Genomic DNA, 25,452 nt, shown 5'->3' with positions numbered 1-25,452 from the left:
TGCGCCGACTTCGAGCTGGACGGCGCGGCGCGCGCCGCGCTCGCCGGATACGTGAAGGAACTGGAGAACTGGCTCTCCGGCATCCTCGTCTGGCACGAGGGCTGCCACCGCTACACCGAGGCCGATCCCCGCCGGGCGTCGCGGGTGGTGCCGCCCGCGCCTCCTCGGACGGGCGGCGGGGACGGGGGCGGGCGGCGGTCCGGGGCCCGTGTGAGCAGGGCGCCGGCTCTCCGCGTACGAGGTTGCGCCCGCGGTGGGTGAGACTGGCTCCGTGGCCACCACAGACGAGACCGCGCGCGACACCCCCGCGCACACCCCGCCGCCGACCACCCCGCCCCCGCCGCGCCCGGCGGAGGCGCGTGCGCGCATGCCGCGCTGGCTGCCCCGGGCCGTCGTGCTGGTGCTCGGCCTCTACGCGTGCTTCCAGCTGGGCAGCTGGGCGTTCCACCAGCTCGTGGGGCTGCTGATCAACATTCTGATCGCGTTCTTCCTGGCGCTCGCCGTGGAGCCCGCCGTGAGCAGGATGGCCGCGCGCGGTATGCGCCGGGGCGTCGCGACGCTGCTGGTGTTCCTGGGCGTCGTCGCGTTCGGCGTCGGCTTCGTGGTGATGCTCGGATCCATGCTGGCCGGCCAGATCTCGCAGATGATCGACGACTTCCCGCAGTACCTGGACTCCGTCATCAGCTGGACCAACGGACACTTCCACACCAGCCTGTCCCGGCTGCAGATCCAGGACAGCCTGCTGCACTCGGACTGGCTCCAGCGCTACGTGCAAAACAGCGCGAGCGGCGTGCTCGACGTCTCCACGACCGTGCTCGGCGGGCTGTTCCGGCTGCTCACGGTCTTCCTCTTCTCCTTCTACTTCGCCGCCGACGGACCCAGGCTGCGGCACGCCCTGTGCTCCGTGCTGCCGCCCGCCCGGCAGGCGGAGGTGCTGCGGGCGTGGGAGATCGCCGTCGACAAGACCGGCGGCTACCTGTACTCGCGCGGCCTGATGGCGCTGATCTCGGGCGTCGCGCACTACGTCCTGCTGCAGATCCTCGGCATCCCGTACGCGCCGGTCCTGGGGGTGTGGGTCGGTCTGATCTCGCAGTTCGTGCCGACCATCGGCACGTACCTGGCGGGCGCCCTGCCGATGCTGGTGGCCTTCACGGTGAACCCCTGGTACGCGCTGTGGGTGCTCGCCTTCGTGGTCGTCTACCAGCAGTTCGAGAACTACCTGCTGCAGCCCAAGCTCACCTCCAGGACCGTGGACATCCACCCGGCGGTCGCGTTCGGCTCGGTGATCGCCGGGACGGCGCTGCTGGGTGCCGTCGGCGCGCTCATCGCCATCCCGGCCGTCGCCACGCTCCAGGCGTTCCTCGGCACCTACGTCCGGCGCTACGACGTCGTCGGCGACCTCCCCGCGCCGGCCCGCGGCCGGTCCCGTACCCGGGGCGGGCCGGAGAGCGCCGGCCGGGGCCGCGGGGAGCTGCTGCGGAGGATCGCCCGCAGGGCGCAGCGAGGCCGCGGCGACGGCACGGGCGACGGGGGCGCGAGCAGGAGCGACGGACGGAGCGACTGAACGCGGCCGGCAGCGGGCCGCCGGAATCCGATCCCGCCGCCGTGGGCCGCGGTGTGATCCGGATCGCCCCCTGGGCAGGATGATGGCTGCCCACCGGTTCGTTGTACGGACCACCAGAATCAGTTGTATATAGCATCGAAATTGGCCGTACCGCCCGAAGGATGTGCAGCACCGTGACCGACCACGCCACCGAACCCGCCGACGAAACCGTGGCGAGGCTGCGCGCGACCTTCCGCACCGGCCGGACGAAGGACCGTGCCTGGCGGGTGGGGCAGCTGACCGCCCTGCGCGGGCTGCTGACGGAGCACGAGGGCGACCTGGCCGCCGCGCTCCACACGGACCTCGGCAAGAGCGAGCGGGAAGCCGTCCGCACGGAGGTCCTGTTCACCGTCAGGGAGATCGATCACACCCTCGAACACCTCGACGGCTGGCTGCGGCCCACCCCGGCCGCGGTGCCCGACCACCTTCCGGGGGCGCGGGCCTGGAGCCTGCTCGAACCGCTCGGCGTGGTGCTCGTCATAGGGCCCTGGAACTACCCGGCGCAGTTGCTCCTGGCACCCATGGTCGGGGCGCTCGCGGCGGGCAACTGCGTGGTCGTGAAGCCCAGCGAACTGGCGCCCGCGACGTCCGCGCTGCTGGCGCGGCTGCTGCCGAAGCACCTGGACTCCGACGCCGTCGCCGTGGTCGAGGGCGGCATCCCGGAGACGACGGCGCTGCTGGAGCAGCGGTTCGACCACATCTTCTACACGGGCAACGGCACCGTCGGGCGCATCGTGATGCGCGCCGCCGCCGAGCACCTGACCCCGGTCACCCTCGAACTGGGCGGCAAGTCGCCCGTCTTCGTCGACCGGGACGCGGACATCGCCGAAACGGCCGCACGCCTGGTCGGCGCCAAGTTCCTGAACGCGGGCCAGACCTGCGTCGCCCCCGACTACGTGCTGACCGACCCGGACACCGCCCAGCTCCTGGTCGCGGCGCTCGTCGAGACGATCCGTGCCGTGTACGGGGACGACCCCGCCGCCTCGCCGCGCTACGGACGCATCGTCAACGAGCGGCACTTCGACCGGCTCCACGGCCTGCTGGACTCCGGCACCGTCGCCGCGGGCGGCGGAAGCGACCGCTCGGCCCGCTACATCGCGCCGACCGTGCTGAGCGGCGTCGCCCCCGACTCGCCCGTCATGCGCGAGGAGATCTTCGGGCCCGTCCTGCCCGTCGTGGAGGTCGACGGCCTGGACGAGGCGATCGCGTTCGTGGGAGACCGCGACAAGCCGCTGGCCCTCTACGCGTTCACACGGTCGGAGACGACACGGGAGCGGCTGCTGGCGGAGACGTCCTCGGGCGCCGTCACCTTCGGCATCCCCGTCTCGCACCTGACGGTCCCGGACCTGCCGTTCGGCGGGGTCGGGGAGAGCGGCATGGGCAGCTACCACGGCCCGTACTCGATGGAGACGTTCAGCCACCGCAAGGCCGTGCTCGCGGCGGCGGACGCAGGCTGACCGGTCAGCCGGCCGACGGGCCGAGGGGACGAGGGGCCGACGGGGAGGCGACGCCGTGGGGCCGGCCCGTCGGCCCGTCGTCTCCGTTGAGCCATCGGGGTGGTGCCCGGGTCCCGCCGCCCCGGTACGCACCCGCCGCCCCACGTGGCCTGCGCCGACCGGGGAACGGCCGCCCGAGTCGTCGTGAACGCTCACCGCCCCGCGCGGCGCGCCCGCTCCAGCCTGCGCCGCACGCGCTCGGCCGCCTCCGCCGCGAGCGCCGCGCGAGACGTCACGTGCACCGGAAGCAGGCTCAGCCCCCAGCCGCCCGCCACGACCACCTTCTCCGTCACCCCCGCGTGCTCCGGCGCGCACACCACCCGGGCCGCCGCCCACCACCACGCGCCGCCCAGCGCGACCGCCGGTATCAGGGCCGATATGAGGGCTGCTGGCCTGGCCATGGCTGCCTCCTCGGGCTGGTGCCCCAGAGCCTTACGTGCTGGAAGTCTGCCCCCGGCAGGCCCGTGCCGCATCCACGAGGGCCACCGTCCCAGCCGGGGCGGTCGCGGGCGCCCGCGCTTACGCTGACTCCATGGGAACTGTCGGCAGGCTCACCGGTGAGCCTGTACGGAGCGTCCGTGCCGGGCGCGTGAGCACGGACGCGCAGCTCGACGCGTTGAGCGGCGCCGTCGAGGACCTCGCCGGGCAGTTCGCCCTCCAGCCGCTGCTCCACCGGATCCTGCGGCGGGCCGTCGCCCTGCTGGGCGCGGGCGCCGGGTCCATCAGCACCGTCGACGAGCGCGCGGGCACCTACCGCAAGGAGGCCGACCTGGGCGTCGGCTGCCAGGAGGGGCGCGTGTTCCCGCTCGCGGAGGGCGCCACGGGCGCCGTCGTCACCCGCCGGGGGCCCTGCGTCTTCGACAGCTACAGCGAGGTCCGGGGCGGCCACGTGGGACCCGGCGACCGCGAGCGGCTGCACGCGACGCTCGCCGTGCCCATCGAGTGGCGCGGGGACATCATCGGCGTGTGCGTCGTCTTCAGCACCGACCCGCTGATCCGGTTCACCGGCGAGGACGTCGAGCTGCTGGCGCTGTTCGCCCGGCACGCGGCCATCGCCATCACCAACGCCCGCCTGCACCGCGAGGCGGAGGAGCGCGCCCGGCGGCTGGCGGTCGGCGCGGAGCGTGAGCGCGTCGTACGCGACGTGCACGACACCGTCGCCCGAGCGCTCGGTTCGATCATCACCCACATGGACGCCGCGGAGGTCCAGGACGCCGGGGGCCGGTTGGACGCCGCGCGCGCGGCGGCCCGTACCGCGCTGCTGGAGACGCGGCGCACGGTCCTCGGCCTCGGCCCGACCCTGCTCGACCTGCCGTCCCTGGACGACGCCCTTGCCGTCGAACTCGAGTGGGTCCGCTCGACCGCGTCCGTCCGGACCGACCTCGTCGTCACCGGTGAGCGGCGCGCGCTCGACGCGGACCTCGGCGCCGCCGTGCTGCGCCTCGTGCAAGAGGCGCTGACGAACGTCGTCACGCACGCGGCCGCCGCCACGCTGCGGGTCGGCGTGATGTACGGCGACGACGAGCTCTCCGTCGTCGTCGAGGACGACGGGCGGGGCTTCGACACCCAGGACCCCTCCGTGCGGCGGGCCGGCCTGGGACTGACGGGCATCGTCACCCGGGCCAGGCAGCTCGGCGCGGAACTGCAGGTCGAGTCGACGCCGGGCTGGGGCACCCGCATCCGGCTGGGCGTGCCGTACGTGCGGGACGGCGGTGAGCGGGGCGCGGCAGCCGTGAGCGCGTGCCGGGTCCTGGTGGTGGACCGGCGGCCCGTCGTCAGGGCCGGCCTCGTGCGGCTGCTGGGCCGGGCGGAGCCCGGGGTGCAGGTGGTCGGGGAGGTCGCGGACGCCCGCGAGGTCGTGGACGCGGTACGGGTGCTCGAACCGGACGTGGTGCTGCTCGACCTCAGGATGCCGGGTCTCGACGGCGCACGCCTCACCTCGTACGTACGGGCCGCGAGTCCCACGGCCGCCGTGCTCGTGATGACGGACGACCTCGGCGACGAACTGCTCCAGGAGGCGGTCTTCGCGGGCGCGCGGGGCTGCGTCGGCTCCGATCTGGACGGGCCCGCCGTGGTGCGCGCCGTTCTGGCGGCCAGCCGCGGTGACGCGCTGCTCAGCGAGCGGGTGCTGCGGGGCTTCGCCGACCGCGACAGGCCCCGGCCCGAGGCCCTGACCGACCGCGAGCGCGAGGTCCGTGCGCTCGTCGAGCAGGGGCTGCCCGACAAGAAGATCGCTTCCGCGCTCGGGATCGCCGTGAAGACGGTCGAGAAGCACGTCGGTGCCGTGCTGCGCAAGACGGGCGCGCCCAACCGCACAGCTCTCGCGCACCGCGCGGCCCAGCACTGAGGCCGCCGCCGCGGTGGGCGCCGGCCCCCGCGCCCTGAAACGCGCCCCACCCCGGCCGGGACGCCCGGACGCGCGGTTCCTGGTCGTGAGCGAGCCGTCCCGCAGGGGGCCGCCTCCGTGCACGGCCCGTGCCGTCCCGGGCGGGGCCGCCTCCGCGCACGGCCCGTACCGCCCTCCGGAGGCGCGCCGCCGCGGCACGGCCCACCGGGCCGGCGGGGGCCGCGTACGGGGATTCCCTACTCGTAGATGGGGAGATTCCCGCCCGCGCCGCGCGGCCCGGGGGCCTAGCGTCGAAGGAGCAGGTGATCTCGGCGCGCCGCGGACGCGGCGCAGGAACCCTGGAGCGTGCCGTGCCCGTCGTACCGCTGACCCGGATCGTGACCGACGCCTTCGACCAGCGCTACGGCGTCCCGGCGATCAACATCGTCAACGACCTCACCCTGGAGGCCGTCCTCGGCGCCGCCGTCGAGAAACGCTCGCCTCTCATCGTGCAGACCTCCGTCAAGACCGTGAAGTCCATCGGCAGCGGCGTGCTGTACGCGATGTGGGAAGCGATGACGGCGGGCATCGAGGTGCCCGTCACCCTGCATCTCGACCACTGCCCGGAACGCGAGGTGATCTCCGAGTGCCTGCGGACAGGCTGGAACTCCGTCCTGTTCGACGCCTCGCACCTGCCCGTCGCCGAGAACATGCGGCAGACCGTCGAGGTCGTCGCCGAGGCCCGCCGCCACAACGCGGACGTCGAGGGCGAGATCGAGTCCATCACCGGGGTCGAGGACGACGTCGGCAGCGACGCGGAGGCCGCGCGGCAGGACCTCGCCGTGGCCCTGGAGTTCCTGCGCACCACCGGCGTCGACGTGTTCGCACCCGCCATCGGCAACGCCCACGGCCACTACAAGCGCGCGCCCGTACTGGACTTCGACCGCGTCTCCGACATCGTCGCCGCGCACCCGCTGCCCATCGCCCTGCACGGCGGCAGCGGCATGTCGGACGAGCAGTTCCGCGAGCTGATCTCCCGGGGATGCGCCAAGGTCAACATCTCCACCGCGCTGAAGGAGACGTACATGCAGGCGAACCTCGCCTTCCTCAAGGAGGCCGAGGCGCGCGGCAAGTGGGACCCGCCGTCGCTGTTCCGCGCCGTGCGCGCGGACGTCGTCGAACTGGCCGGTTCGCTGATGACGCTGTTCGGCAGCGAGGGGCGCGCGCCCGCCGCGGCCGGGAAGGCCGGGTGAGCGCGATGCCCGCTCTCGTCTTCGACTGCGACGGCGTCCTCGCCGACACCGAACGCCACGGCCACCTGCCCGCGTTCAACCAGACCTTCGCCGAGTTCGACCTGCCGGTGCGCTGGAGCGACGCGGAGTACGCGCAACTGGTCAAGGTCGGCGGAGGCAAGGAGCGCATGAGGACGTTGCTGACCCCCGGCTTCCTGCAGCGGACGGGGCTGCCGGACGACCCCGCCGCGCTCGACGCGGAGGTCGCCCGGTGGCACCGGCGCAAGACCGAGATCTACACGGACATCGTCGCGAGCGGCGTCCTGCCGCCCCGGCCCGGCATCCGGCGGATCGCGGAGGAGGCCGCCGACGCCGGCTGGATCCTCGCCGTCGCCTCCACTTCGGCCGAACGGTCCGTCCGCAGCGTCCTGGACCTCGCCGCGGGCAAGGAACTGGCCGCCAGGTTCGGCGTCTTCGCAGGCGACGTCGTGGAGCACAAGAAGCCGGCGCCCGACATCTACGACCTGACGGTGACGAGCCTCGGAGTCGACCCGGCCGACGCGGTGGTGGTCGAGGACAGCCGCAACGGCATGCTGGCCGCGCTCGCCGCCGGCCTCGGCTGCGCCGTCACGACCAGCGCCTACACGGGCGACGAGGACTTCACGGGCGCCTCGCTCGTGGTCTCCTCGCTCGGCGATCCGCCGCCCGACGAGACCCTCACCGAGGTGCGGGCCGATCCGCTGGGCCTGCGCCCCGAACCGTACGTGCGCCTCGGGGACCTGGCGGAACTGCTCGGGAAGGGGGCCGTACGCGGCAGGGGCTGACCCGGGGCGCACCGCGGCCGCCGCGGCACCCCGGCTCCCCGCGCAGCCATCACCCGTCCGAGACCACCGCGCGCCCCGGCCGCCTGCGATTCCGCGTTCGCGGATCCCGCAGACCGAGGATCCCGCAGACCGCGGATCCCGAACGCCGGCGGGGTCGCCGCACCCACGGGACCGGAACCGACCACAGGAGAGACGAAGCGCCATGACGCCCCAACCCAGCGATCTCGAATACGTCGTCCGGACCGTCGCCCGCACCGCCGTGGACAACGAGCGGTACTTCTGCGACCTCGACGCCGTCGTCGGCGACGGCGACCTCGGCTACTCGCTCGCCCGCGGCTTCGAGATCGTCCTCGACGACTGGGACACGCTCGACCGCACGACGCCCGCCCAGTTCCTCAAGAAGGTCGCCCTCGTCATCTCCAAGCGGGTCGGCGGCACGTCGGGCCCGCTGTGGGGCACGGCGTTCCTGCGGGGCGCGTCGGCCGTGAGCGAGCGCAGCGCGATGGACTCCCTGACCGCGCACGACGCGGTGGCGATGCTCCGCGCGGCCATCGAGGGCATCAAGGCGCGCGGCAAGTCCGACCTCGGCGACAAGACCCTGCTCGACGCGTTGATCCCAATGACCGATGCGCTGGAGAAGCAGGTGGACAGCAGCGTCACGGACTCCGCGCGCACCCCCGCCGAGCTGGCACGGGTCGCCGCCGGAGCCGCCCGTACCGCGGCGGACGCCACCTCCTCGATGCAGGCCATGCGGGGCCGCCCCAGCTACACGGGGGAGCGGAGCATCGGCTCGCCCGACGCGGGCGCCGTGGCGGTCGCCGTCATGGCGGAGCGCATCGCGGACGAGTGGCCGGGCCGCCCCTGAGCCCGGGCCGCCCCTGAGCCCGGGCGGCCCCTGAGCCCGCGGCCCCGGACCGGCGCCCCCACGGCACCCGACCAGCGGCCCCCGACCGGCGACACCTGGTCTCCGGACGGGCGCCCCCCGCGGCACCCGTACCCCGACACCCGTACCGCGACTTTCCGTACTACGCCTCCCACCTCGACGACGAGACCCAGGAGCGATGGCATGAAGAAGTTCGTCAACGACCCCAAGGACTACGTGCCCGAGATGCTGCGGGGACTGGCGCTCGCCAATCCCGACACCCTCAGGTACGTCCCCGAGTTCAACCTGATCATGAGGTCCGACGCGCCGGACATCGACAAGGTGGCCCTGGTCCAGGGCTCCGGGTCCGGCCACGAGCCCGCGCACGTGATGTCCGTCGGGAAGGGCATGCTGGACGCCGCGTGCCCCGGCGACGTGTTCTCCGCGCCGCCCACCGACTACGTGTACGAGACGGTCAAGCTGGTGGCCTCCCCCAAGGGCGTGCTGCTGCTCGTGAACAACTACACGGGCGACCGGATGTCCTTCGAGATGGCCGAGGAGCTGTCCGAGGCCGACGGCGTCTCCGTACGCACCCTGTTCATCGACGACGACGTGTCCGTGCAGGACTCGACGTACACCGTCGGCCGCCGCGGCGTCGCGGGCAACTTCTTCGTGATGAAGGCGTGCGGCGCGGCCTCGGAGCGCGGCGCGGACCTGGACGAGGTGTACCGGATCGGAGAGAAGGTCAACTCCGTCACGCGCACCATGGGCATGGCCCTGACGGCGTGCACGCCGCCGGCCAAGGGCGGGCCGCTGTTCGACCTGCCCGACAACGAGATCGAGATGGGCGTCGGCATCCACGGCGAACCGGGCCGCCGGCGGGAGGGGCTGCGTCCCGCGAAGGACATCGTCGAGGAGCTCGTGACGGCCGTCGCCGACGACCTTCCGTTCGCGTCGGGCGACCGGGTCGCGCTGATGGTCAACGGCCTCGGCGGGACCCCGATCGGCGAGTTGTACCTGGTCTACGGCCTGGCCCACCAGCAGCTCGCGGACCGCGGCATCGAGGTCGGCCGCTCGTACGTGGGCGAGTACTGCACGTCGCTCGACATGGCGGGCTGCTCGATCACGCTGGTGCGGCTGGACGACGAGATCGAGGAGCTGTTGCGGGACCCGGCGGAGACGGCGATCCGGGTGTTCTGAGGCCGTCAGGGACCGGAGCGTCCGGCGGCGGGCACCGATCGGCGGCTGCCCGCTGCCGGACGCGCCTGCCTGCCCGCCGCCGGGCACCTGTCTTGTGCCTGTCCGCCTGTCTCCCCGCCTGTCTGTCTGCCTCCCTTGTCTCCTTGTCTCCCAGGCTGGCTGTCTGTGACGTCGCCGACGCCGAGGTGCCGGATCAGGCCCGGCCCGAGAACGCCGGGTTCGGCCGCGCCGGACCACGGCGCCGCCCTCCTCGGGCGAGCGGGCGGGGCCGCCCCACGGCCCGGCAGCTGCATCGCGCCGGAGCCGATGCGGGGTACCTCGACGGCGCCGGGGTACTTCGGGGTGTGCGGGGTGTGCGGGGGGTGCCGGAACCGCCTCGGGAGCCGGAGGCGCCGGAAGTGGCTCCGAGTGCCAGGGTGCGGCCCGCGCCGCGTGGTGCGCTTGACATCAAAATCGAACATCCATTCTTATAGCAGTGCTGTGAAGCGGCGCTGTGACCACAGGCGGCGACGGTCGTCGGGACCCGTTGTCAGTGGCAGGGGATAGCGTCATCGACGTGAAGCGATCGACTCAAGCAAATCGGGTGGAACCCATGGCAGGTACGGACCGCGAGAAGGCGCTGGACGCCGCGCTCGCACAGATTGAGCGGCAGTTCGGCAAGGGCGCGGTGATGCGCCTCGGTGAGCGGCCGAACGAGCCGATCGAGGTCATCCCCACCGGATCGACCGCGCTCGACGTGGCGCTCGGCGTCGGCGGGCTCCCGCGCGGCCGGGTCGTCGAGGTGTACGGCCCCGAGTCCTCCGGCAAGACGACCCTCACGCTGCACGCCGTGGCCAACGCCCAGCGGGCGGGCGGAGCGGTGGCCTTCGTGGACGCGGAGCACGCCCTCGACCCGGAGTACGCGAAGAAGCTCGGCGTCGACATCGACAACCTGATCCTCTCGCAGCCGGACAACGGCGAGCAGGCGCTGGAGATCGTGGACATGCTGGTCCGCTCCGGCGCGCTCGACCTGATCGTCATCGACTCCGTCGCGGCCCTCGTGCCGCGCGCTGAGATCGAGGGCGAGATGGGCGACTCGCACGTCGGCCTCCAGGCCCGGCTGATGAGCCAGGCGCTGCGGAAGATCACCAGCGCGCTCAACCAGTCGAAGACGACGGCGATCTTCATCAACCAGCTCCGCGAGAAGATCGGCGTGATGTTCGGCTCGCCGGAGACCACGACGGGTGGCCGCGCGCTCAAGTTCTACGCGTCGGTGCGCCTCGACATCCGCCGCATCGAGACGCTGAAGGACGGCACGGAGGCGGTCGGCAACCGCACCCGCGTCAAGGTCGTGAAGAACAAGGTCTCGCCGCCGTTCAAGCAGGCCGAGTTCGACATCCTCTACGGGCAGGGCATCAGCCGCGAGGGCGGCCTGATCGACATGGGCGTGGAGCACGGCTTCGTGCGCAAGGCCGGCGCCTGGTACACGTACGAGGGCGACCAGCTCGGCCAGGGCAAGGAGAACGCGCGCAACTTCCTGAAGGACAACCCCGACCTGGCGAACGAGATCGAGAAGAAGATCCTCACGAAGCTCGGCGTCGGCGTCCGGCCCGAGGACTCGGAGGCGGAGACCCCGGCGGATCCGGCGGCCCCCGGTGCCGACGCGGCCAAGCCCGCGCCCGTCGTCGCGGCGTCGACCACGGCCACGGCGGCATCCGCGGGCAAGGCCAAGACGGCCAAGGCCGCGGCTGCCAAGAGCTGACCCGTCCGTGTCCGAGGAGGAGCCCTCCCGATCCGGGGCCGGACGCCGGGCCGGGAGGCGGGGACGGACGGCGCGGCAGGGCGGCAGCTCCGGCCCGTCGAGGGCCGGGCAGGAGCTGCCGCCACAGGACCCGGCCGAGCGCGCGCGGGCGATCTGCCTGCGCCAGCTCACCGGGATGCCACGCACGCGCAAGCAACTGGCGGACGCCCTGCGCAAGCGGGAGATCCCCGATGAGGTCGCGGAGGAGGTGCTCTCGCGCTTCGAGGACGTCGGCCTGATCAACGATGCCGCTTTCGCGGGCGCCTGGGTGGAGTCGCGTCACCACGGCCGGGGCCTCGCCCGCCGCGCGCTCGCCCGCGAACTGCGCACGAACGGCGTGGAGTCGACCGTCATCGACGAGGCGGTCGGACAACTCGACGCGGAGCGCGAGGAGGCCACCGCGCGCGAGCTGGTCGCCTCGAAGCTCCGCTCGACGCGCGGCCTGGAGCGGGACCGCCGTCTGCGCCGGCTGGTCGGCATGCTGGCGCGCAAGGGGTACGGGCAGGGCCTGGCGCTGCGTGTGGTGCGGCAGGCGCTGGAGGAAGAGGGGGAGGACACGGAAGGACTCGACGAGGCGTTCCCGGACTGACTGACTGACTGACTGACTGACTGACTGACTGGCCGACGGATCGACGGACCGGCTGAGCGACGGACCGGCTGACGTTCGGATCGGCTGACGTTCGGATCGGGAGGCCGCGGCAAGGCTGTCGGTGGACTGCGGGGCCGTAGGACTGCGGGGCAGAAGGGCCAGAGACTCTGAACGGCCGGGGGATCGGAGGGACTGTGGGCCGAAGAGCCGACGCCTGAGCGGCCGGCAGGGGCCTCGGCCCGAAGCGGCCCAGGCCGGAAGGGCCGGGCAGGACGCGAGGGGACGCCCCGCGTACCGTGCATGTGGTCTCAGTCCCGTCCCGGTCTCGGTCCGGGCGCGGCGGCCGGTTGGCTGCCGCGGCCCAGGGGCGCGGCAGCCGGCGCCCGGCATCACCACGTGCTGCGCCTTGCGCCCCTCGCCGGGCACCAACCGACGCGGCACGCCGCGCCCCGCCGTTCGGTTCCTCGGGCTTCTCCCGTCCCGTCGTTCCGATCCGTCGTTGCGTTCTGTCCCGTCGTTCCGATCCGTCGTCGTGTTCGTCCGTCAGTGGCTGACGGGCAGGCCGGCCTCGCGCCAGGCCTGGAAGCCGCCCTCCAGGTCCGTCGCCCGGTGCAGGCCGAGCTGCTGGAGGGAGGCGGCCGCCAGGGAGGACGCGTACCCCTCGTTGCAGAGGACCACGATCCGGCGGTCGTGGCCCGTCGCCTCGGGGATCCTGTGGCTGCCGCGCGGGTCGAGGCGCCACTCCAGTTCGTTGCGCTCGATCTGCACCGAGCCGGGGATCACCCCGTCGCGCTCCCGCTGCTTCTGGTAGCGGATGTCCACGAGCAGGGCGTCGTCCTCCAGCACCGCGCGCCGGGCCTCCTCGGGGCCGACGCGCTCCAGACCGGTCCGGGCGGTGTCGAGGACTTCCTCGACGGACGCCGGGGCGACACGGCCACCGGCGCGGCCCGGGGCGGAAGCGTTGTGGGATCCGCTCGCCCCGGGGCGGTTCCCGGGCGAGCCCGGCGCGGAGCCGTTCCCGGGCGCGTGCGCGCCGGTGGGTTCGGACTGTGCGGAGGTGCCTGCGGGATCGACTGCGCTACTCACTGCCACTCCTCGGGGCGTTCGACCTCTTCGAGCCGCAGCACGGCTCCCGACCTGCTGTAACGGCGCATCATAGGCAGCGGCGGGTAGTAGGCGTGGACGGACACGGCATGTGTCGTGCCGGATTCGTTGCGGACCTCGTGCACGTGGTGTTCGCCGAACGCGCGGGCGTCACCGCCCTCGAGCAGCCGGTTCCGGTCCACGCCCTCGGCGAGTTCCAGCGTCTTCCAGCCCTCGGTGGGCAGCCGGGCGGCGAGCGAGTCCTCCCGCAACGCGCCCGCCGCCGTGGCGAACGCCCCGTACGAGCCGCCGTGGTCGTGCCAGCCGGTGCCGGTCCCGGGCGGCCAGCCGATGAGCCACGCCTCGCTGCCCTCGGGACCGTCGAGACGGATCCACGTCCGCCCCTCCGGGTCGAGGGGCAGCGACGCGACGAGTTCGGCGTCCGCGGCCGTGGCGCGGACGAAGGACAGGAGTTCCGCCGGGGACGGCCCCGCCGAAGGCGAGGCGGATGCCGACGAAGCGGAGCCGGCCGTGAAGGATGCCGACGGCGCGGAGCCGGCGGCGGAGCCGGCCGTGGAGGAGGCCGGCAGAGCAGGGCCGGCCGTAGTGGCTGCCGACCGGGCAGGGGCAGTCGGCGAAGGCGCCGACGGGGAGGAGGCGGAGCGAGAGGCGGGGGTGGAAGCGGAAACAGACATGGCGCCGTCCTGACGGGATTCGCGGGTACGCGCGAGCCGCCGCGGCCGGGTGCCCTCGATCGGGGCAGCGGGGCGCGGCGGGGTGCGCGAGGAGAAAGGGCGAGTCAGCAGGACGGGCGACACACGCAGCCCGCATAGCGGAGCAGGTCCATATGGACCCTCCGCCACAGGCGCACACAGGTGTCGGTCACGTTCCGGAGTACACCACGGGCGTGCCCCGCGGTCAATTGATGTCCGCCGTGCGGCCCTCCGCCTTCGTGCGCGTGTCCGACGGCGCCTCGCCGGGTGCCGGATCCGTCCCGCCGCGCACGGCCTCCGCCGCGGCGCGCAACTCCTCGGGGCGCACCCCGCCGAAGGCGGCGGCCAGGTGCCCGTCGGGCCGCACCAGCAGCACGCTGTGGGCCGGGGCATCCGGATAGGCCTCGGCGACCAGCAGTTCGGCATCCGCCGGCAGGTCGCCGACGGTCGCGGCGAGCCGGGGCATCACACCGGCCGTCAGCCAGTGCCGCCGGTCCCACACCGCGGTGCCGGGCGCCACGAGCAGCACCAGCAGCCGCCCACGGCCCAACCGGTCGCGCAGCCGTCCCGCGGTCCCGTCCGGCGTCGTCACCCGCACGTCCGTGACCGGGGCCCCGACCGCGGTGCCCACCGGTGTCCAGCCCTCCGCACGCGGGGCGGCCAGCGGCGAGTTCGGGTACGAGGGCGGCGCGCCCAGCGGACCCTGCCCGAGGTGGCCGTCGGCGAGCAGCATCTCGCGCCCGGCCGCCGTCCCGGGCAGCATCGCCCGCAGCCCGCCTGCCTTGCGCAGTATGGGCAGCGACTGGTCCGCGGCGCGCAGCCGGGCCGCGACCGCGGTGCGCCGCTCCGCCTGGTAGCTGTCGAGGAGCGTTTTCGTCGCGCCGTGGTGCCAGGCCAGGGCCAGTTTCCAGGCCAGGTTGTCGGCGTCCCTGACGCCCTCGTCGAGCCCCTGGGTGCCGACGGCGCCCATGAGGTGCGCGGCCTCCCCTGCGAGGAACGCCCGGTCGACCCGCCACCGCTGCGCCAGCCGGTGGTGGAGCGTGTAGACGCCGGTGTCGAGCAGGTCGTACGGCGGGGTCTCGCCGCACCAGCCCGCCAGCGCGTCCCGTACGCGCGCCACCAGGGCGTCCGGCGTGACCAGGTCCCCGCGTGCGGGCAGCAGCCAGTCGAGCCGCCAGGTTCCTCCGGGCAGCGGGCGGGCCGAGATCTCGTCCCCGCCCGTACGCCACGGCGGCTGCCGGTGCAGCACCGCGTCGCGGGGCCAGGGCAGCTCGGCGCGCAGCGCGGCGACCGCGTACCGTTCCACGGCGGTGCGGCCGGGGAAGCGCACGGCCAGCAGCTTGCGGACGGTGGACCTCGCGCCGTCGCAGCCGACGAGGTAGCTGCCCCGCCAGTAGGAGACGCCGGGGCCGCGGGTGTGCGCCGTGACTCCTGAGGCGTCCTGCTCCAGCGAGTCGAGGCGGCTGTCCGTGACCACCTTGACCAGGGAGGTCTTCGCGATGGCCTCCCGCAGGCCCCGGGCCAGCGCGTGCTGCGCGATGTGCACGGGGGAGGGGAAGCCCTCGACTCCGAGCGGCAGCTCCCGCACCGGCTGCTTGCGCCGCATCAGGCGCCAGCCGTCCCACCGCGCCCCCTCGTCACTGAGGGTGGTGCACCCGAGGCGGGCCGTCAGTGCGGCCGTGTCGGGCCGCAGCACCACGGTCCGCGCCGGACGCGGCGCGTCCTCGCCGCCGCTCTCGTCGAGGACCACCGAGGGGACCTCCGCGGCCGCGAGAGCCAGGGCCAGCGTGAGCCCCACCGGGCCGGCGCCGACGACGATCACCGGGTCCACGAGGCCGCCCCCCGGTCCCGGACGGACGTGCGGTCAGGGGCGGCCGGCGCCCGGTGCGTGATCACAGAACGTATGCAACCGACTGGGGGTTCCCGCGTCAAGCGACCGCCTCGGCGGCGCGTACACCCTCGGCCAGACCCGAAGGTGATTGCCCGTCACTTCGGCCTCAGGCGTCCCGGAGCTCGTCCGTCGGCGCCCCGGGCGGGTTCGCCACCCCGATGTCCTCCCCCTGCTCGGTGCCGAGGACGACCCCGGCGGAACGCCGTGCCCTGCGCAGCCGCCGCTCCAGCCACCCGGCGAAGCTCGTGAGGGAGAAGTTGACGAGGATGTACAGGACCGCGATGACGGTGAACGCGGCGATGGTGTTCGCGCCGTAGTTCGCGGTGATCGTCCGGTTCTGCGCCAGCAGTTCCGGCAGGCCGAGGATCGCCCCGCCCAGCGCGGTGTCCTTGACAATCACGACGAGCTGGCTCACCAGCACCGGCAGCATCGCCGTCACCGCCTGCGGCAGCAGGACGGACAGCGTCGTCTGGCCCTTGCGCATGCCGATCGCCTTGGCCGCGTCGGTCTGCCCGCGTGGCAGCGACAGGACGCCGGCCCGCACGATCTCCGCCATCACGGAGGCGTTGTACAGCACGAGCCCGGTCACGACCGCGTACAGCGGCCTGATGTCGGACGAGAGGGAGCTGAACTCCGCGTACAGCTGCGCCGCGAAGACCATCATCAGCAGGACGGGGATCGCGCGGAACAACTCGACCACGGTCCCGACGGGCACGCGCACCCACGCGTGGTCGGACAGCCGGCCGAGGCCGAGGAGCATGCCCACCGGCAGCGCCACCACGATCGACAGTCCCGCCGCGAGCAGGGTCTCGCCGAGGCCCGGCAGCAGGTACGTCGACCAGACCGCGGGGTCGGTGACGAAGGGGCTCCACTTCGCGGCCGTCAACTGCTGCTTGTCCGCCATGGCCGCGAGCACCCACCAGGCGGCGAGCGCGAGGACCACGACGAAGAGGGCCGTGTAGAGGAGGTTGCGGCGCTTCGCGCGGGCGCCGGGGGCGTCGTAGAGGACGGATCCGCCGCTCATCGCTTCACCGCCACGCGCCGGCCCACCCAGCCGAGCAGCAGCCCGACGGGGAGTGTCAGCACCACGAAACCGAACGCGAAGACCGCGAACACGGCGAACAGCGCGTCGCTCTCGTTCTCGATCATCTCCTTCATCAGCGCCGCGGCCTCCGCCACGCTGATCGCGGCCGCCACCGTGGTGTTCTTGGTGAGCGCGATCAGCACGTTGGCGAGGGGCGCCACGACGGCGCGGAACGCCTGCGGCAGCACGATCAGCACCAGCGACTGGAAGAACCCGAGCCCGAGCGCGCGCGCCGCCTCGGCCTGCCCGAGCGGCACCGTGTTGATGCCGGAGCGCAGCGCCTCGCAGACGAACGTGCCGGTGTACGCGACCAGTCCGAGGATCGCGAGGCGGAACCCGATCTCCTTGAAGTCCTTGCCGCCCAGCGCCATCCCGAGCGTCTGGTTGAGCCCGAGCGAGCAGGCCACGATCAGCACGGTCAGCGGCGTGTTGCGCACGATGTTGACGTACGCGGTGGCGAAGCCCCGCATGAGCGGGACGGGCCCGACGCGCATGCCGGCCAGCAGCGTGCCCCAGACGAGCGAGCCGGCCGCGGAGTAGAGGGTGAGCTGCACGGTCACCCAGAAGGCGCCGAGCAGGTCGTAGTCGGAGTTGAGGAAGTCGAACACGGCGCCCCCGCGCTTTCCCGAAGGGTGGGCTGTGCGGTCGTCCGCCCCGGCCCGCCCCGCGCGCCCAGGAGGGCGGCGTGGCGCGGACCGTGCGCGGACGGTGCGTAGCAGTACGGACGATGGTGAGTGGGTGGTCGTACACGGGCCGTCGCGCGCCGGGTGCCGGCCCGGGCCGGCGGAAACCGGCTCCGGGGCGAAGCCTCGGCGCGTACCGGCAGGGGCCGGAGCCTCGGCCCCAGAGCCTGCCGGAGCCGGAGCCGGGTCTCCCTGCCGGCCGGAGCCGGAGCCCGGTCTCCCTGCCGGCCGGAGCCGGAGCCGGGGCCTCGGGCCGTGGCGGCCGGAGCGGAGCCGTGACCTCGGTCGGTGCGGCCGCAGCCGCAGCCTCAGCCTCGGCCGTAACGGCAAGCTCCGGACCGCGGGCCCGGAACCCGGCCCCGGGGTTGCGACCCGTCGCGGCGCGACCGGGTGTCAGCCCGTGACGGCCGGGGCCGGCTCGTTCTTGTAGTGCGCCGGGCCGAAGTTGGCGGTCACGGCCTTCTGCCAGGAGCCGTCGGAGACCATCTTCTTCAGCGCCGCGTTGATCTTGTTCTTGAGATCGGTGTCGCCCTTCTTGAGGCCGATGCCGTAGTTCTCGTCGCTGAGCCGCAGGCCCGCCAGGCGGAACTTGCCCTGGTGCTCCTTCTGCGCCGCGTACCCGGCGAGGATCGAGTCGTCGGTGGTGAGCGCGTCGACCGCCTTGTTCTCCAGGCCGGTCAGGCATTCCGAGTAGCCGCCGACCTCCAGGAGCTGCGCCTTCGGCGCGAGTTCCTTCTTGACGTTCTGCGCGGACGTCGAACCCGTCACGGAGCACAGCTTCTTGGAGTTGAGGTCCCCGGCCTTGGTGATCGACGTGTCGCCGGAGCGCACCAGCAGGTCCTGGTGGGCGAGCAGGTACGGGCCGGCGAAGTCGACGCGCTGCTTGCGCTCGTCGGTGATCGAGTAGCTGGCGACGACGAACGTCACGTCACCATTGGCGATCATGTTCTCCCGCTCGGCGCTCGGCGCCTGCTTCCACTCGATGTCCTTGGCGTCGTAGCCGAGTTCACCGGCGACGTACCGGGCGACGTCCACGTCGAAGCCGGCGAAGCTGCCGTCCGGCTTCTTCAGGCCGAGCCCCGGCTGGTCGTACTTGATGCCGATGGTGATCTTGCCGCCGCCGTCCGCACCCTTGTCGCCGCCTCCGCCTTTGCCGCACGCGGTCAGGGCGAGGGACAGGACCAGCGCGGCGGCCGCGGCCGTGGTCGTCTTGTGGAGTTTCATGCCTGGACTTCCCATCGGATGAGTCGGTCGGACGTCTTGCCCGTGCCGAGGGGCGCGGCGGGCGCGGCCCCCGGGACGCGGGCGCCGCCGGGCGGAGCTGAGGGACTGCGGGACGCGGTACTACGAGAGGACCGCGAGACTGCGGGACTGCTGCGCCGCGAGGGGACGTGGGGACGGGACCGAGCGGCTGCGGGGACGCCGGCCCGGGCAGGGGCCGTACCGCGAAGCCGGCGCGGCCGGTGTGCGCGGATCCGCCGTCCGCACCGGGCGCGGCCGGTGCCCGCGGATCCGCCGCGGGCCCGCGCGGCGCCCGTACGCGTGGTGCGCGAGGGCGCGGCACGTCCCGGACGGAAGGTCAGTGGTGCAGGATCTTCGACAGGAAGTCCTTGGCCCGGTCGCTGCGGGGACTGCTGAAGAAGGCGTCGGGGGCGGCCTCCTCGACGATCCGGCCTTCGGCCATGAAGACGACCCGGTTCGCCGCGGAGCGCGCGAAGCCCATCTCGTGCGTGACGACGATCATCGTCATGCCGTCACGCGCCAACTGCTGCATGACTTCGAGGACTTCGTTGATCATCTCGGGGTCGAGCGCGGAGGTCGGCTCGTCGAACAGCATGACCTTCGGGTCCATCGCCAGGGCGCGCGCGATGGCCACGCGCTGCTGCTGGCCGCCGGAGAGCTGCGCCGGGTACTTGTCCGCCTGGGAGCCGACGCCGACGCGGTCCAGCAGGACCCTGGCCTTCTCCTCGGCGGCGGACCTCGGGATCTTGCGGACCTTGATCTGCCCGAGCGTGACGTTGTCCAGCACGGTCTTGTGGGCGAAGAGGTTGAACGACTGGAAGACCATGCCGACGTCGGCGCGCAGCCTCGCGAGCTCCCTGCCCTCCTGCGGCAGCGGGCGTCCGTCGATGCTGATCGTGCCCGAGTCGATCGTCTCCAGCCGGTTGATCGTGCGGCACAGCGTGGACTTTCCGGAGCCGGAGGGCCCGATCACGACCACGACCTCCCCGCGGGCGACGGTCAGGTCCACGTCCCGCAGGACGTGCAACGGGCCGAAGTGCTTGTCGACATGGCTCAGCACGACGAGGTCGTCGGTACGGCTCACGGCGTCCTTCGACCCCTCGGCCAGTGGCACTGCGTCCATGATGACGCTCCGTCCTGGTGGGCTTGACGGGACGATAGGCAGCCGCTCCCACCAGCGTCATCACATCTGAGCGAAGCTTGAGCATCACGATCCGGCATCTCCGGCCCGTCCCGATTCGCCGCTTTCGGCGCCCGCGTTGGCGGGTGTTCCGGGTGGGTAACGAAGGGGGAGGGAACGGGCACGGCGCTTGACGCCCCGGGGCGTCGTCGGAGTGGATGCCGGGTGCCGGGACGAACGACGGGAGAGGGGGACCGGTGAGACTTCTGCTGGTGGAGGACGACGACCACGTGGCCGCCGCGCTCGCGGCGGTGCTCGCCCGGCACGGCTTCGAGCCGGTGCACGCCCGCAGCGGCGAGGAGGCGCTGCGGGCCCTGCTGCCGGGCGCGGACGGCGGCCCCGACGCGTTCGGCGTGGTGCTGCTCGATCTCGGCCTGCCCGACCAGGACGGCTTCCAGGTCTGCGACCGGATCCGCAAGGTCAGCACGACTCCCGTGATCATGGTGACGGCGCGCGCCGACGTGCGCTCGCGCATCCACGGCCTGAACCTCGGCGCCGACGACTACGTCGTCAAGCCGTACGACATCGGTGAACTGCTCGCCCGCATCCACGCCGTGAGCCGGCGGGCGCCGCGCGCGGGCGCCGGCGCGCGGGACGCGGCGGACACCTCCGGCGCACCGGAGAAGACCACCCTCGGCCGGATCACGCTGGATCCGCCCACGCGCCGCGTCACCGTCGACGGCACCCCGGTGCCCCTCACCCGCAAGGAGTTCGACCTGCTCGCGCTGCTCGCGCAGCGGCCCGGGGTCGTCTTCCGCCGCGAGCAGATCATCTCCGAGGTCTGGCTGACCAGTTGGGAGGGCACGGGCCGCACGCTCGAGGTTCACGTCGCCTCGCTGCGGCACAAGCTCGGCCTGCCCGAGCTGATCGAGACCGTACGGGGCGTCGGCTACCGGCTCGCCGTTCCCGCCGCGCCGCACGCCGCCTGACGGCGCGGGATCGGGACACGCGTGCGCTCCCGGCTGCTGCCGCTGCTGATCGTCCTGATGGCGGCCGTGCTGCTCGCCCTCGGCTTCCCCCTCGCCGTGAGCAGGGCGGCCGCGCAGCAGCAGCGGGTCGTCGTCGACCGCATCGACGACACGGCCCGGGTGTCGGCGCTCGCGCAGTTCGTCACCGACGACACCGGCTCCACCACCGGCGGGCAGGAGCGCGGCCGCACCCTCGCCACCGAACTGGCCCGCTACAACGAGGTCTACGAGATCCGGGCGGGGGTCTTCCTGCGCGACGGCACGGTCATGGCGAAGGCCCCGGCGTCGTGGGTGCTGCCCGCGGCCGGCGAGGGGCGCGACGCGTTCGGCGAGGCGCTGCTCGGCCGTCGCAGCGACGATCCCGAGCAGGTGTGGCCCTGGCAGGACCGCAGGCTGTACGTCGCCTCGCCCGTCGTGCGGGACGGCGACGTCGTCGCCGTCGTCGTCACCGACTCGCCCACAGGACAGCTGCGTTCACGCATCCTGCGCGGCTGGCTGGTGATCGCGGCGGGTGAGGCGGCCGCGATGCTCGTCGCCGTGGCGGCCGCCGCGCGGCTCGCCGGCTGGGTGCTCCTGCCCGTACGCGTCCTGGACGCGGCCGCCCACGCCATTGCCACGGGGCGCATGAAGGCGCGCGTCGCGGCGGCCGGTGGTCCGCCCGAACTGCGCCGCCTGGCACGCTCGTTCAACGAGATGGCCGACAACGTCGAACAGGTCCTGGAGCAGCAGCGCGCGTTCGTCGCGGACGCCTCGCACCAGTTGCGCAACCCGCTGTCCGCGCTGCTGCTGCGCATCGAGCTCCTCGCGCTCGAACTGCCCAGGGGAAACGCGGAGATCGCGTCCGTGCGGGCCGAGGGAAAGCGGCTCGGCACCGTGCTGGACGACCTGCTCGACCTCGCGCTCGCCGAGCACGCCCCCGCGGACGCGCGCCTCACGGACGTCGGGGCCCTCGCGGGGGAGCGCGTCGCGGCCTGGCGGGCGCTCGCCCGCGAGCGGGGCGTACGGCTGGAGTGGCGGGAGGCCGCGGTCACCGCGTGGGCGGACCCCGTCACGCTGTCCAGCGCGCTGGACGCGGTCATCGACAACGCCCTGAAATTCACTCCGGCGGGGGAATCGGTGGTGGTGACCGCCACGTCGTCGGGCGAGACGTCGGCCGTCGTGGTGCGGGACGGCGGCCCCGGCCTCACCGAGGAGGAGCTCGCGCGCGTCGGCGACCGCTTCTGGCGCAGCGGCCGCCACCAGAACGTGTCGGGCTCCGGTCTCGGCCTGTCGATCGCGCGTGCGCTGCTCGCAGCATCGGGCGGGTCACTCACCTTCGCGCCCGGGGAGCCCAAGGGCCTGGTGGCCACGTGCACGCTGCCGCGCTCGGCACCGGCCGCGCCGTGAGCGCACGCCGGGGGCCCTGGTGCGCGTCGACCGACGTCCGGTCCCATCCGCCCCACTGGTCACACCAGTCCCACCGGCCTCACTGCGCCCACCGGTCTCGCGGGTCGCCCCGGCCCCAACGGTCCCGCCGGGCCCGCCGCGCTCGGCGGGGCGGGCGCCTCACGGCTTGACGGACCGGTAGTAGCGCACCGCCCCCTCGTGCAGGGGCAGGGGATCCGTGTAGATGGCGGTCCGCAGGTCGACGACCTGGGCGGGGTGCACCACCCGGCCGATCCGGTCCCGGGTGTCGATCACCGTCCTCGTGAAGCCCTCCGCGAGGGCCGGATCGACGCGGTCCGTCGTGACGAGCAGGTTGGCCACGGCCACGGTCGCCACCTCGCCGCCGCCGGCCGCGCCGTACGTGTCCCCCGGTATGGCGGCCGAGCGGTAGTAGCCCCCGTCCGTGCCCGTGGCGGCGTGCAGCCGCTCGACCAGCTCGGGTCCGAGCGGCACCAGGCGCACCGGGAAGCGCTCCGCGAGGCGCGTCACCGCGCCGGTGGGCAGCCCGCCCGTCCAGAAGAACGCGTCGAGCCCGCCGGACTCCAGTTCCTGCGGCATCCGGTCGATCCCCTGGAGCACCTCGGTGACGTCCCGCGCGGGGTCGAGCCCGGCGGCGCGCAGCAGCCGGTCGGCCACGAGGCGCACGCCGGAGCCCCGCTGGCCCACCCCGACGCGCAGCCCCCGCAGGTCGGCGGCCGAGCGCACCGGCGAGCCGCGCGGGACGACGAGCTGCACGTAGTCGTCGTACAGGCGCGCGCATCCCCGCAGCCGCTCCCGGCCGGGGCGGTGCTCGCGCTGGTAGGCGGCGACCACGTCCGCCGTCGCGAAGGTGAACTGCGCCTCGCCGGAGGCGACCCGCTCCAGGTTCTGCCGCGACCCCTCACTGGGGATCAGCTCCACACGCACGTCCGGCATGTCCCTGCGCAGGTACCGCTCCAGCAGGTCGCCGTACTTGTGGTAGACGCCCGTGCGCACGCCGGTGCTGAAGACGGCGGTGCCGCGGGGCTCCGGCGGGGAGCCCGGAACCACCCACCACGCCAGGAGGGCCGCCACCACGGCCAGCGCGCCCGCCGCGGCCGCGGCACGCCGGCGGCGGCTCCGGCGGGACGCGAGGGAGGGCATGCGCAGATCCTGCCAGCACCCCTCCGACCCCGACCAGGCCGCGGTCCGGCTCCGCCGCCCGTGCCCGGCCCCGCCCCGGCACGCGGTCCCCGGCGAGACCCGGCACAGCCGTGCCCCGGTGCTGCCTCCCGTCCCGGCCGCCGGGGCCGGGGCAGCCACCCGCACCGGGGCCGGGGCAGCCACCCGCACCGGGGCCGGGGCAGCCACCCGCACGGCCTACCCTTGTTCGCATGAGCAGCAGTGAGCCGGGCCAGACCGTGGGCGCCAACCGAAGCTATGCGATCCGCACCTATGGGTGCCAGATGAACGTCCACGACTCCGAACGGCTCTCCGGACTGCTGGAGGACGCCGGCTACGTCCGCGCCCCCGAGGGCGAGGACGAGGCCGACGTCGTCGTCTTCAACACCTGTGCCGTGCGGGAGAACGCCGACAACAAGCTCTACGGCAACCTCGGCCGGCTGGCCCCCGCCAAGACCCGGCGGCCGGGCATGCAGATCGCCGTCGGCGGCTGCCTCGCGCAGAAGGACCGCGACACCATCGTGAAGAAGGCGCCCTGGGTGGACGTCGTCTTCGGCACCCACAACATCGGCAAGCTGCCCGTCCTGCTCGAACGCGCGCGCGTCCAGGAAGAGGCCCAGGTCGAGATCGCCGAGTCGCTGGAGGCGTTCCCCTCGACGCTGCCCACGCGCCGCGAGTCCGCCTACGCGGCCTGGGTGTCGATCTCCGTGGGCTGCAACAACACCTGCACCTTCTGCATCGTGCCCGCGCTGCGCGGCAAGGAGAAGGACCGCCGGCCGGGCGACATCCTCGCCGAGATCGAGGCGCTCGTCGGCGAGGGCGTATCCGAGATCACACTGCTCGGCCAGAACGTCAACGCCTACGGCTCCGACATCGGCGACCGGCAGGCCTTCTCCAAACTGCTGCGCGCCTGCGGGGGCATCGAGGGGCTGGAGCGCGTCCGCTTCACCTCGCCGCACCCCCGCGACTTCACCGACGACGTCATCGCGGCCATGGCCGAGACGCCGAACGTGATGCCGCAGCTGCACATGCCGCTGCAGTCCGGCTCCGACACCGTGCTGCGGGCGATGCGCCGCTCCTACCGGCAGGACCGCTACCTCGGCATCATCGAGAAGGTGCGCGCGGCCATCCCGCACGCCGCCATCTCCACCGACATCATCGTGGGCTTCCCCGGCGAGAGTGACGAGGACTTCGAGCAGACCTTGCACGTGGTGCGCGAGGCGCGCTTCGCGCAGGCGTTCACGTTCCAGTACTCCAAGCGCCCCGGCACGCCGGCCGCGGACATGGAGGGCCAGATCCCCAAGCGGACCGTGCAGGAGCGCTACGAGCGCCTCGTCGCCCTCCAGGAGGAGATCTCCTGGGAGGAGAACAAGAAGCAGGTCGGCCGCACGATCGAGGTCATGGTCGCCGAGGGCGAGGGCCGCAAGGACGACGCGACGCACCGGCTCTCCGGGCGCGCCGCCGACAACCGCCTCGTGCACTTCACCAAGCCGGAACAGGACGTGCGCCCCGGCGACACGGTCACCGTGGACATCACCTACGCCGCGCCCCACCACCTGCTCGCCGAGGGGCCGACGACCGAGGTGCGGCGCACGCGCGCCGGCGACGCCTGGCAGCGCCGCACGGCCCAGGAGACCGAGCGCAAGGGCGTCATGCTGGGCCTGCCCGGCGTCGGCGTCCCCGCGCCCCTCCCGGCGGCGCAGGGCTGCGCGGCGCTCTGAGCGTTCCGAGGCCGGCCGCCGACGCGGCGGCGGCGCGCCCCCGGTGCGTGCGGCCGGCACGGTCCGCTCGCCCAGGCCCACCGGGCCCGCGGGGCTCACTCGCGGGGCCGGTCGCGCACCCCGTGGTGCGTGCCCCGGCGACGCGTCCCGGGTGATCGTCGCGGGTTAAGGTCTGACCATGCTGGTCGCCGCCGCCGTATGCCCCTGCCCGCCCCTGCTCGTGCCCGAGGTCGCCGCCGGGGCGGCCGCCGAACTGGACGCCGCCCGCACGGCCGCCTCCGACGCGCTCTCCGTGCTGGCCGCGGCCCGGGCCGACCGGCTCGTCGTCGTCGGCCCCGCCGGGGCCTCCGCGCCCGGTTCGTACCCCGCGGGCACCCCCGGTTCGTTCCGGGGGTTCGGCGTGCCGCCCG

The 25,452-nt window shown here is 73.6% G+C and carries 22 protein-coding genes and 2 pseudogenes; 14 read left to right on the top strand and 10 right to left on the bottom strand.

The features are described 5' to 3' along the window. The 3 genes and pseudogenes from L1885_RS05740 to L1885_RS05730 form a co-directional block, all read left to right on the top strand. Nucleotides 1-261 (top strand): annotated as a pseudogene (locus tag L1885_RS05740) (germacradienol/geosmin synthase); the annotation flags it as partial. A gap of 10 nt (nucleotides 262-271) precedes the next feature. After that, complete coding sequence (locus tag L1885_RS05735) at nucleotides 272-1,564, top strand: AI-2E family transporter (protein WP_235795872.1); 1,293 nt, start codon at nucleotides 272-274, stop codon at nucleotides 1,562-1,564. A gap of 161 nt (nucleotides 1,565-1,725) precedes the next feature. Next, on the top strand, nucleotides 1,726-3,060 hold the full coding sequence (locus L1885_RS05730) for an aldehyde dehydrogenase family protein (protein WP_235795871.1): 1,335 nt from the start codon (nucleotides 1,726-1,728) through the stop codon (nucleotides 3,058-3,060). Between the two features lie 191 nt (nucleotides 3,061-3,251). On the opposite strand, the gene L1885_RS05725 is transcribed toward L1885_RS05730, so the two are convergent. Beyond that, the gene (locus L1885_RS05725) at nucleotides 3,252-3,500 is read right to left on the bottom strand and encodes a hypothetical protein (protein WP_235795870.1); all 249 of its coding nucleotides are present in this window, start codon (nucleotides 3,498-3,500) and stop codon (nucleotides 3,252-3,254) included. Nucleotides 3,501-3,631: 131 nt separating this feature from the next. Here L1885_RS05725 and L1885_RS05720 point away from each other — a divergent pair, with 131 nt between their 5' ends. From L1885_RS05720 to recX, 7 genes are all read left to right on the top strand, one after another. Continuing rightward, nucleotides 3,632-5,446 (top strand): response regulator, encoded by a 1,815-nt coding sequence (locus tag L1885_RS05720; RefSeq protein ID WP_235795869.1) that lies wholly within the window; start codon nucleotides 3,632-3,634, stop codon nucleotides 5,444-5,446. Nucleotides 5,447-5,796: 350 nt separating this feature from the next. Further along, on the top strand, nucleotides 5,797-6,678 hold the full coding sequence (locus L1885_RS05715; RefSeq protein ID WP_235795868.1) for a class II fructose-bisphosphate aldolase: 882 nt from the start codon (nucleotides 5,797-5,799) through the stop codon (nucleotides 6,676-6,678). Nucleotides 6,679-6,683: 5 nt separating this feature from the next. Further along, nucleotides 6,684-7,481: an HAD-IA family hydrolase gene (locus L1885_RS05710; RefSeq protein ID WP_235795873.1), complete on the top strand. Its 798-nt coding sequence runs from the start codon at nucleotides 6,684-6,686 to the stop codon at nucleotides 7,479-7,481. A 202-nt stretch (nucleotides 7,482-7,683) separates the two neighbouring features. Further along, entirely contained in the window at nucleotides 7,684-8,346 is a 663-nt protein-coding gene (gene dhaL, locus L1885_RS05705) for a dihydroxyacetone kinase subunit DhaL (protein ID WP_235795867.1), read from the top strand. Nucleotides 8,347-8,547: 201 nt separating this feature from the next. Then, the gene (dhaK, locus tag L1885_RS05700; RefSeq protein ID WP_235795866.1) at nucleotides 8,548-9,543 is read left to right on the top strand and encodes a dihydroxyacetone kinase subunit DhaK; all 996 of its coding nucleotides are present in this window, start codon (nucleotides 8,548-8,550) and stop codon (nucleotides 9,541-9,543) included. A gap of 592 nt (nucleotides 9,544-10,135) precedes the next feature. After that, complete coding sequence (gene recA / locus L1885_RS05695; RefSeq protein WP_235795865.1) at nucleotides 10,136-11,284, top strand: recombinase RecA; 1,149 nt, start codon at nucleotides 10,136-10,138, stop codon at nucleotides 11,282-11,284. After that, entirely contained in the window at nucleotides 11,271-11,912 is a 642-nt protein-coding gene (recX, locus tag L1885_RS05690; protein ID WP_268983683.1) for a recombination regulator RecX, read from the top strand. Before recA ends, recX begins: the two co-directional genes overlap by 14 nt. A gap of 543 nt (nucleotides 11,913-12,455) precedes the next feature. On the opposite strand, the gene L1885_RS05685 is transcribed toward recX, so the two are convergent. The 8 genes from L1885_RS05685 to L1885_RS05655 form a co-directional block, all read right to left on the bottom strand. Beyond that, nucleotides 12,456-12,998: a rhodanese-like domain-containing protein gene (locus tag L1885_RS05685; protein WP_235795863.1), complete on the bottom strand. Its 543-nt coding sequence runs from the start codon at nucleotides 12,996-12,998 to the stop codon at nucleotides 12,456-12,458. Beyond that, nucleotides 12,995-13,690 carry a cupin domain-containing protein gene (locus L1885_RS05680; RefSeq protein WP_235795862.1) on the bottom strand — a complete coding sequence of 232 codons (696 nt, stop codon included), beginning with the start codon at nucleotides 13,688-13,690 and terminating at the stop codon, nucleotides 12,995-12,997. Before L1885_RS05680 ends, L1885_RS05685 begins: the two co-directional genes overlap by 4 nt. 104 nt (nucleotides 13,691-13,794) lie before the next feature. Beyond that, nucleotides 13,795-13,866 carry a putative leader peptide gene (locus L1885_RS29360; RefSeq protein WP_310851512.1) on the bottom strand — a complete coding sequence of 24 codons (72 nt, stop codon included), beginning with the start codon at nucleotides 13,864-13,866 and terminating at the stop codon, nucleotides 13,795-13,797. 47 nt (nucleotides 13,867-13,913) lie between these two features. Continuing rightward, nucleotides 13,914-15,539 carry an FAD-dependent monooxygenase gene (locus L1885_RS05675; protein ID WP_235795861.1) on the bottom strand — a complete coding sequence of 542 codons (1,626 nt, stop codon included), beginning with the start codon at nucleotides 15,537-15,539 and terminating at the stop codon, nucleotides 13,914-13,916. 166 nt (nucleotides 15,540-15,705) lie between these two features. After that, nucleotides 15,706-16,623, bottom strand: a complete 918-nt coding sequence (locus L1885_RS05670; protein ID WP_235795860.1) for an amino acid ABC transporter permease — start codon at nucleotides 16,621-16,623, stop codon at nucleotides 15,706-15,708. Then, the gene (locus L1885_RS05665; RefSeq protein ID WP_235795859.1) at nucleotides 16,620-17,291 is read right to left on the bottom strand and encodes an amino acid ABC transporter permease; all 672 of its coding nucleotides are present in this window, start codon (nucleotides 17,289-17,291) and stop codon (nucleotides 16,620-16,622) included. Before L1885_RS05665 ends, L1885_RS05670 begins: the two co-directional genes overlap by 4 nt. 468 nt (nucleotides 17,292-17,759) lie before the next feature. Beyond that, complete coding sequence (locus L1885_RS05660) at nucleotides 17,760-18,590, bottom strand: glutamate ABC transporter substrate-binding protein (protein ID WP_235795858.1); 831 nt, start codon at nucleotides 18,588-18,590, stop codon at nucleotides 17,760-17,762. A 355-nt stretch (nucleotides 18,591-18,945) separates the two neighbouring features. Further along, nucleotides 18,946-19,731, bottom strand: a complete 786-nt coding sequence (locus L1885_RS05655) for an amino acid ABC transporter ATP-binding protein (RefSeq protein ID WP_235795857.1) — start codon at nucleotides 19,729-19,731, stop codon at nucleotides 18,946-18,948. A 254-nt stretch (nucleotides 19,732-19,985) separates the two neighbouring features. Here L1885_RS05655 and L1885_RS05650 point away from each other — a divergent pair, with 254 nt between their 5' ends. Together L1885_RS05650 and L1885_RS05645 are read left to right on the top strand one after the other, a co-directional pair. Next, entirely contained in the window at nucleotides 19,986-20,717 is a 732-nt protein-coding gene (locus L1885_RS05650; RefSeq protein ID WP_235795856.1) for a response regulator transcription factor, read from the top strand. Between the two features lie 21 nt (nucleotides 20,718-20,738). Continuing rightward, nucleotides 20,739-22,142, top strand: coding sequence for a sensor histidine kinase (locus L1885_RS05645; protein WP_235795855.1), 1,404 nt, complete (start codon nucleotides 20,739-20,741; stop codon nucleotides 22,140-22,142). A 159-nt stretch (nucleotides 22,143-22,301) separates the two neighbouring features. Here the strand turns inward: L1885_RS05645 and L1885_RS05640 are convergent, their stop codons facing one another. Then, complete coding sequence (locus L1885_RS05640; protein WP_235795854.1) at nucleotides 22,302-23,303, bottom strand: TAXI family TRAP transporter solute-binding subunit; 1,002 nt, start codon at nucleotides 23,301-23,303, stop codon at nucleotides 22,302-22,304. Nucleotides 23,304-23,533: 230 nt separating this feature from the next. Between L1885_RS05640 and miaB the strand changes: the two genes are divergently transcribed. Both miaB and L1885_RS05630 read left to right on the top strand, forming a co-directional pair. Then, nucleotides 23,534-25,042: a tRNA (N6-isopentenyl adenosine(37)-C2)-methylthiotransferase MiaB gene (miaB, locus tag L1885_RS05635; protein ID WP_235795853.1), complete on the top strand. Its 1,509-nt coding sequence runs from the start codon at nucleotides 23,534-23,536 to the stop codon at nucleotides 25,040-25,042. A gap of 178 nt (nucleotides 25,043-25,220) precedes the next feature. Continuing rightward, a pseudogene (locus L1885_RS05630) lies at nucleotides 25,221-25,452 on the top strand (hypothetical protein); the annotation flags it as partial.

The sequence above is a fragment of the Streptomyces fuscigenes genome (genome assembly GCF_021556455.1).
GTDB classification, from domain to species: Bacteria; Actinomycetota; Actinomycetes; order Streptomycetales; family Streptomycetaceae; genus Streptomyces; species Streptomyces fuscigenes.
Note: the sequence above shows the minus strand (reverse complement) of the source record. Positions and strands in the feature narration are given on the sequence as shown.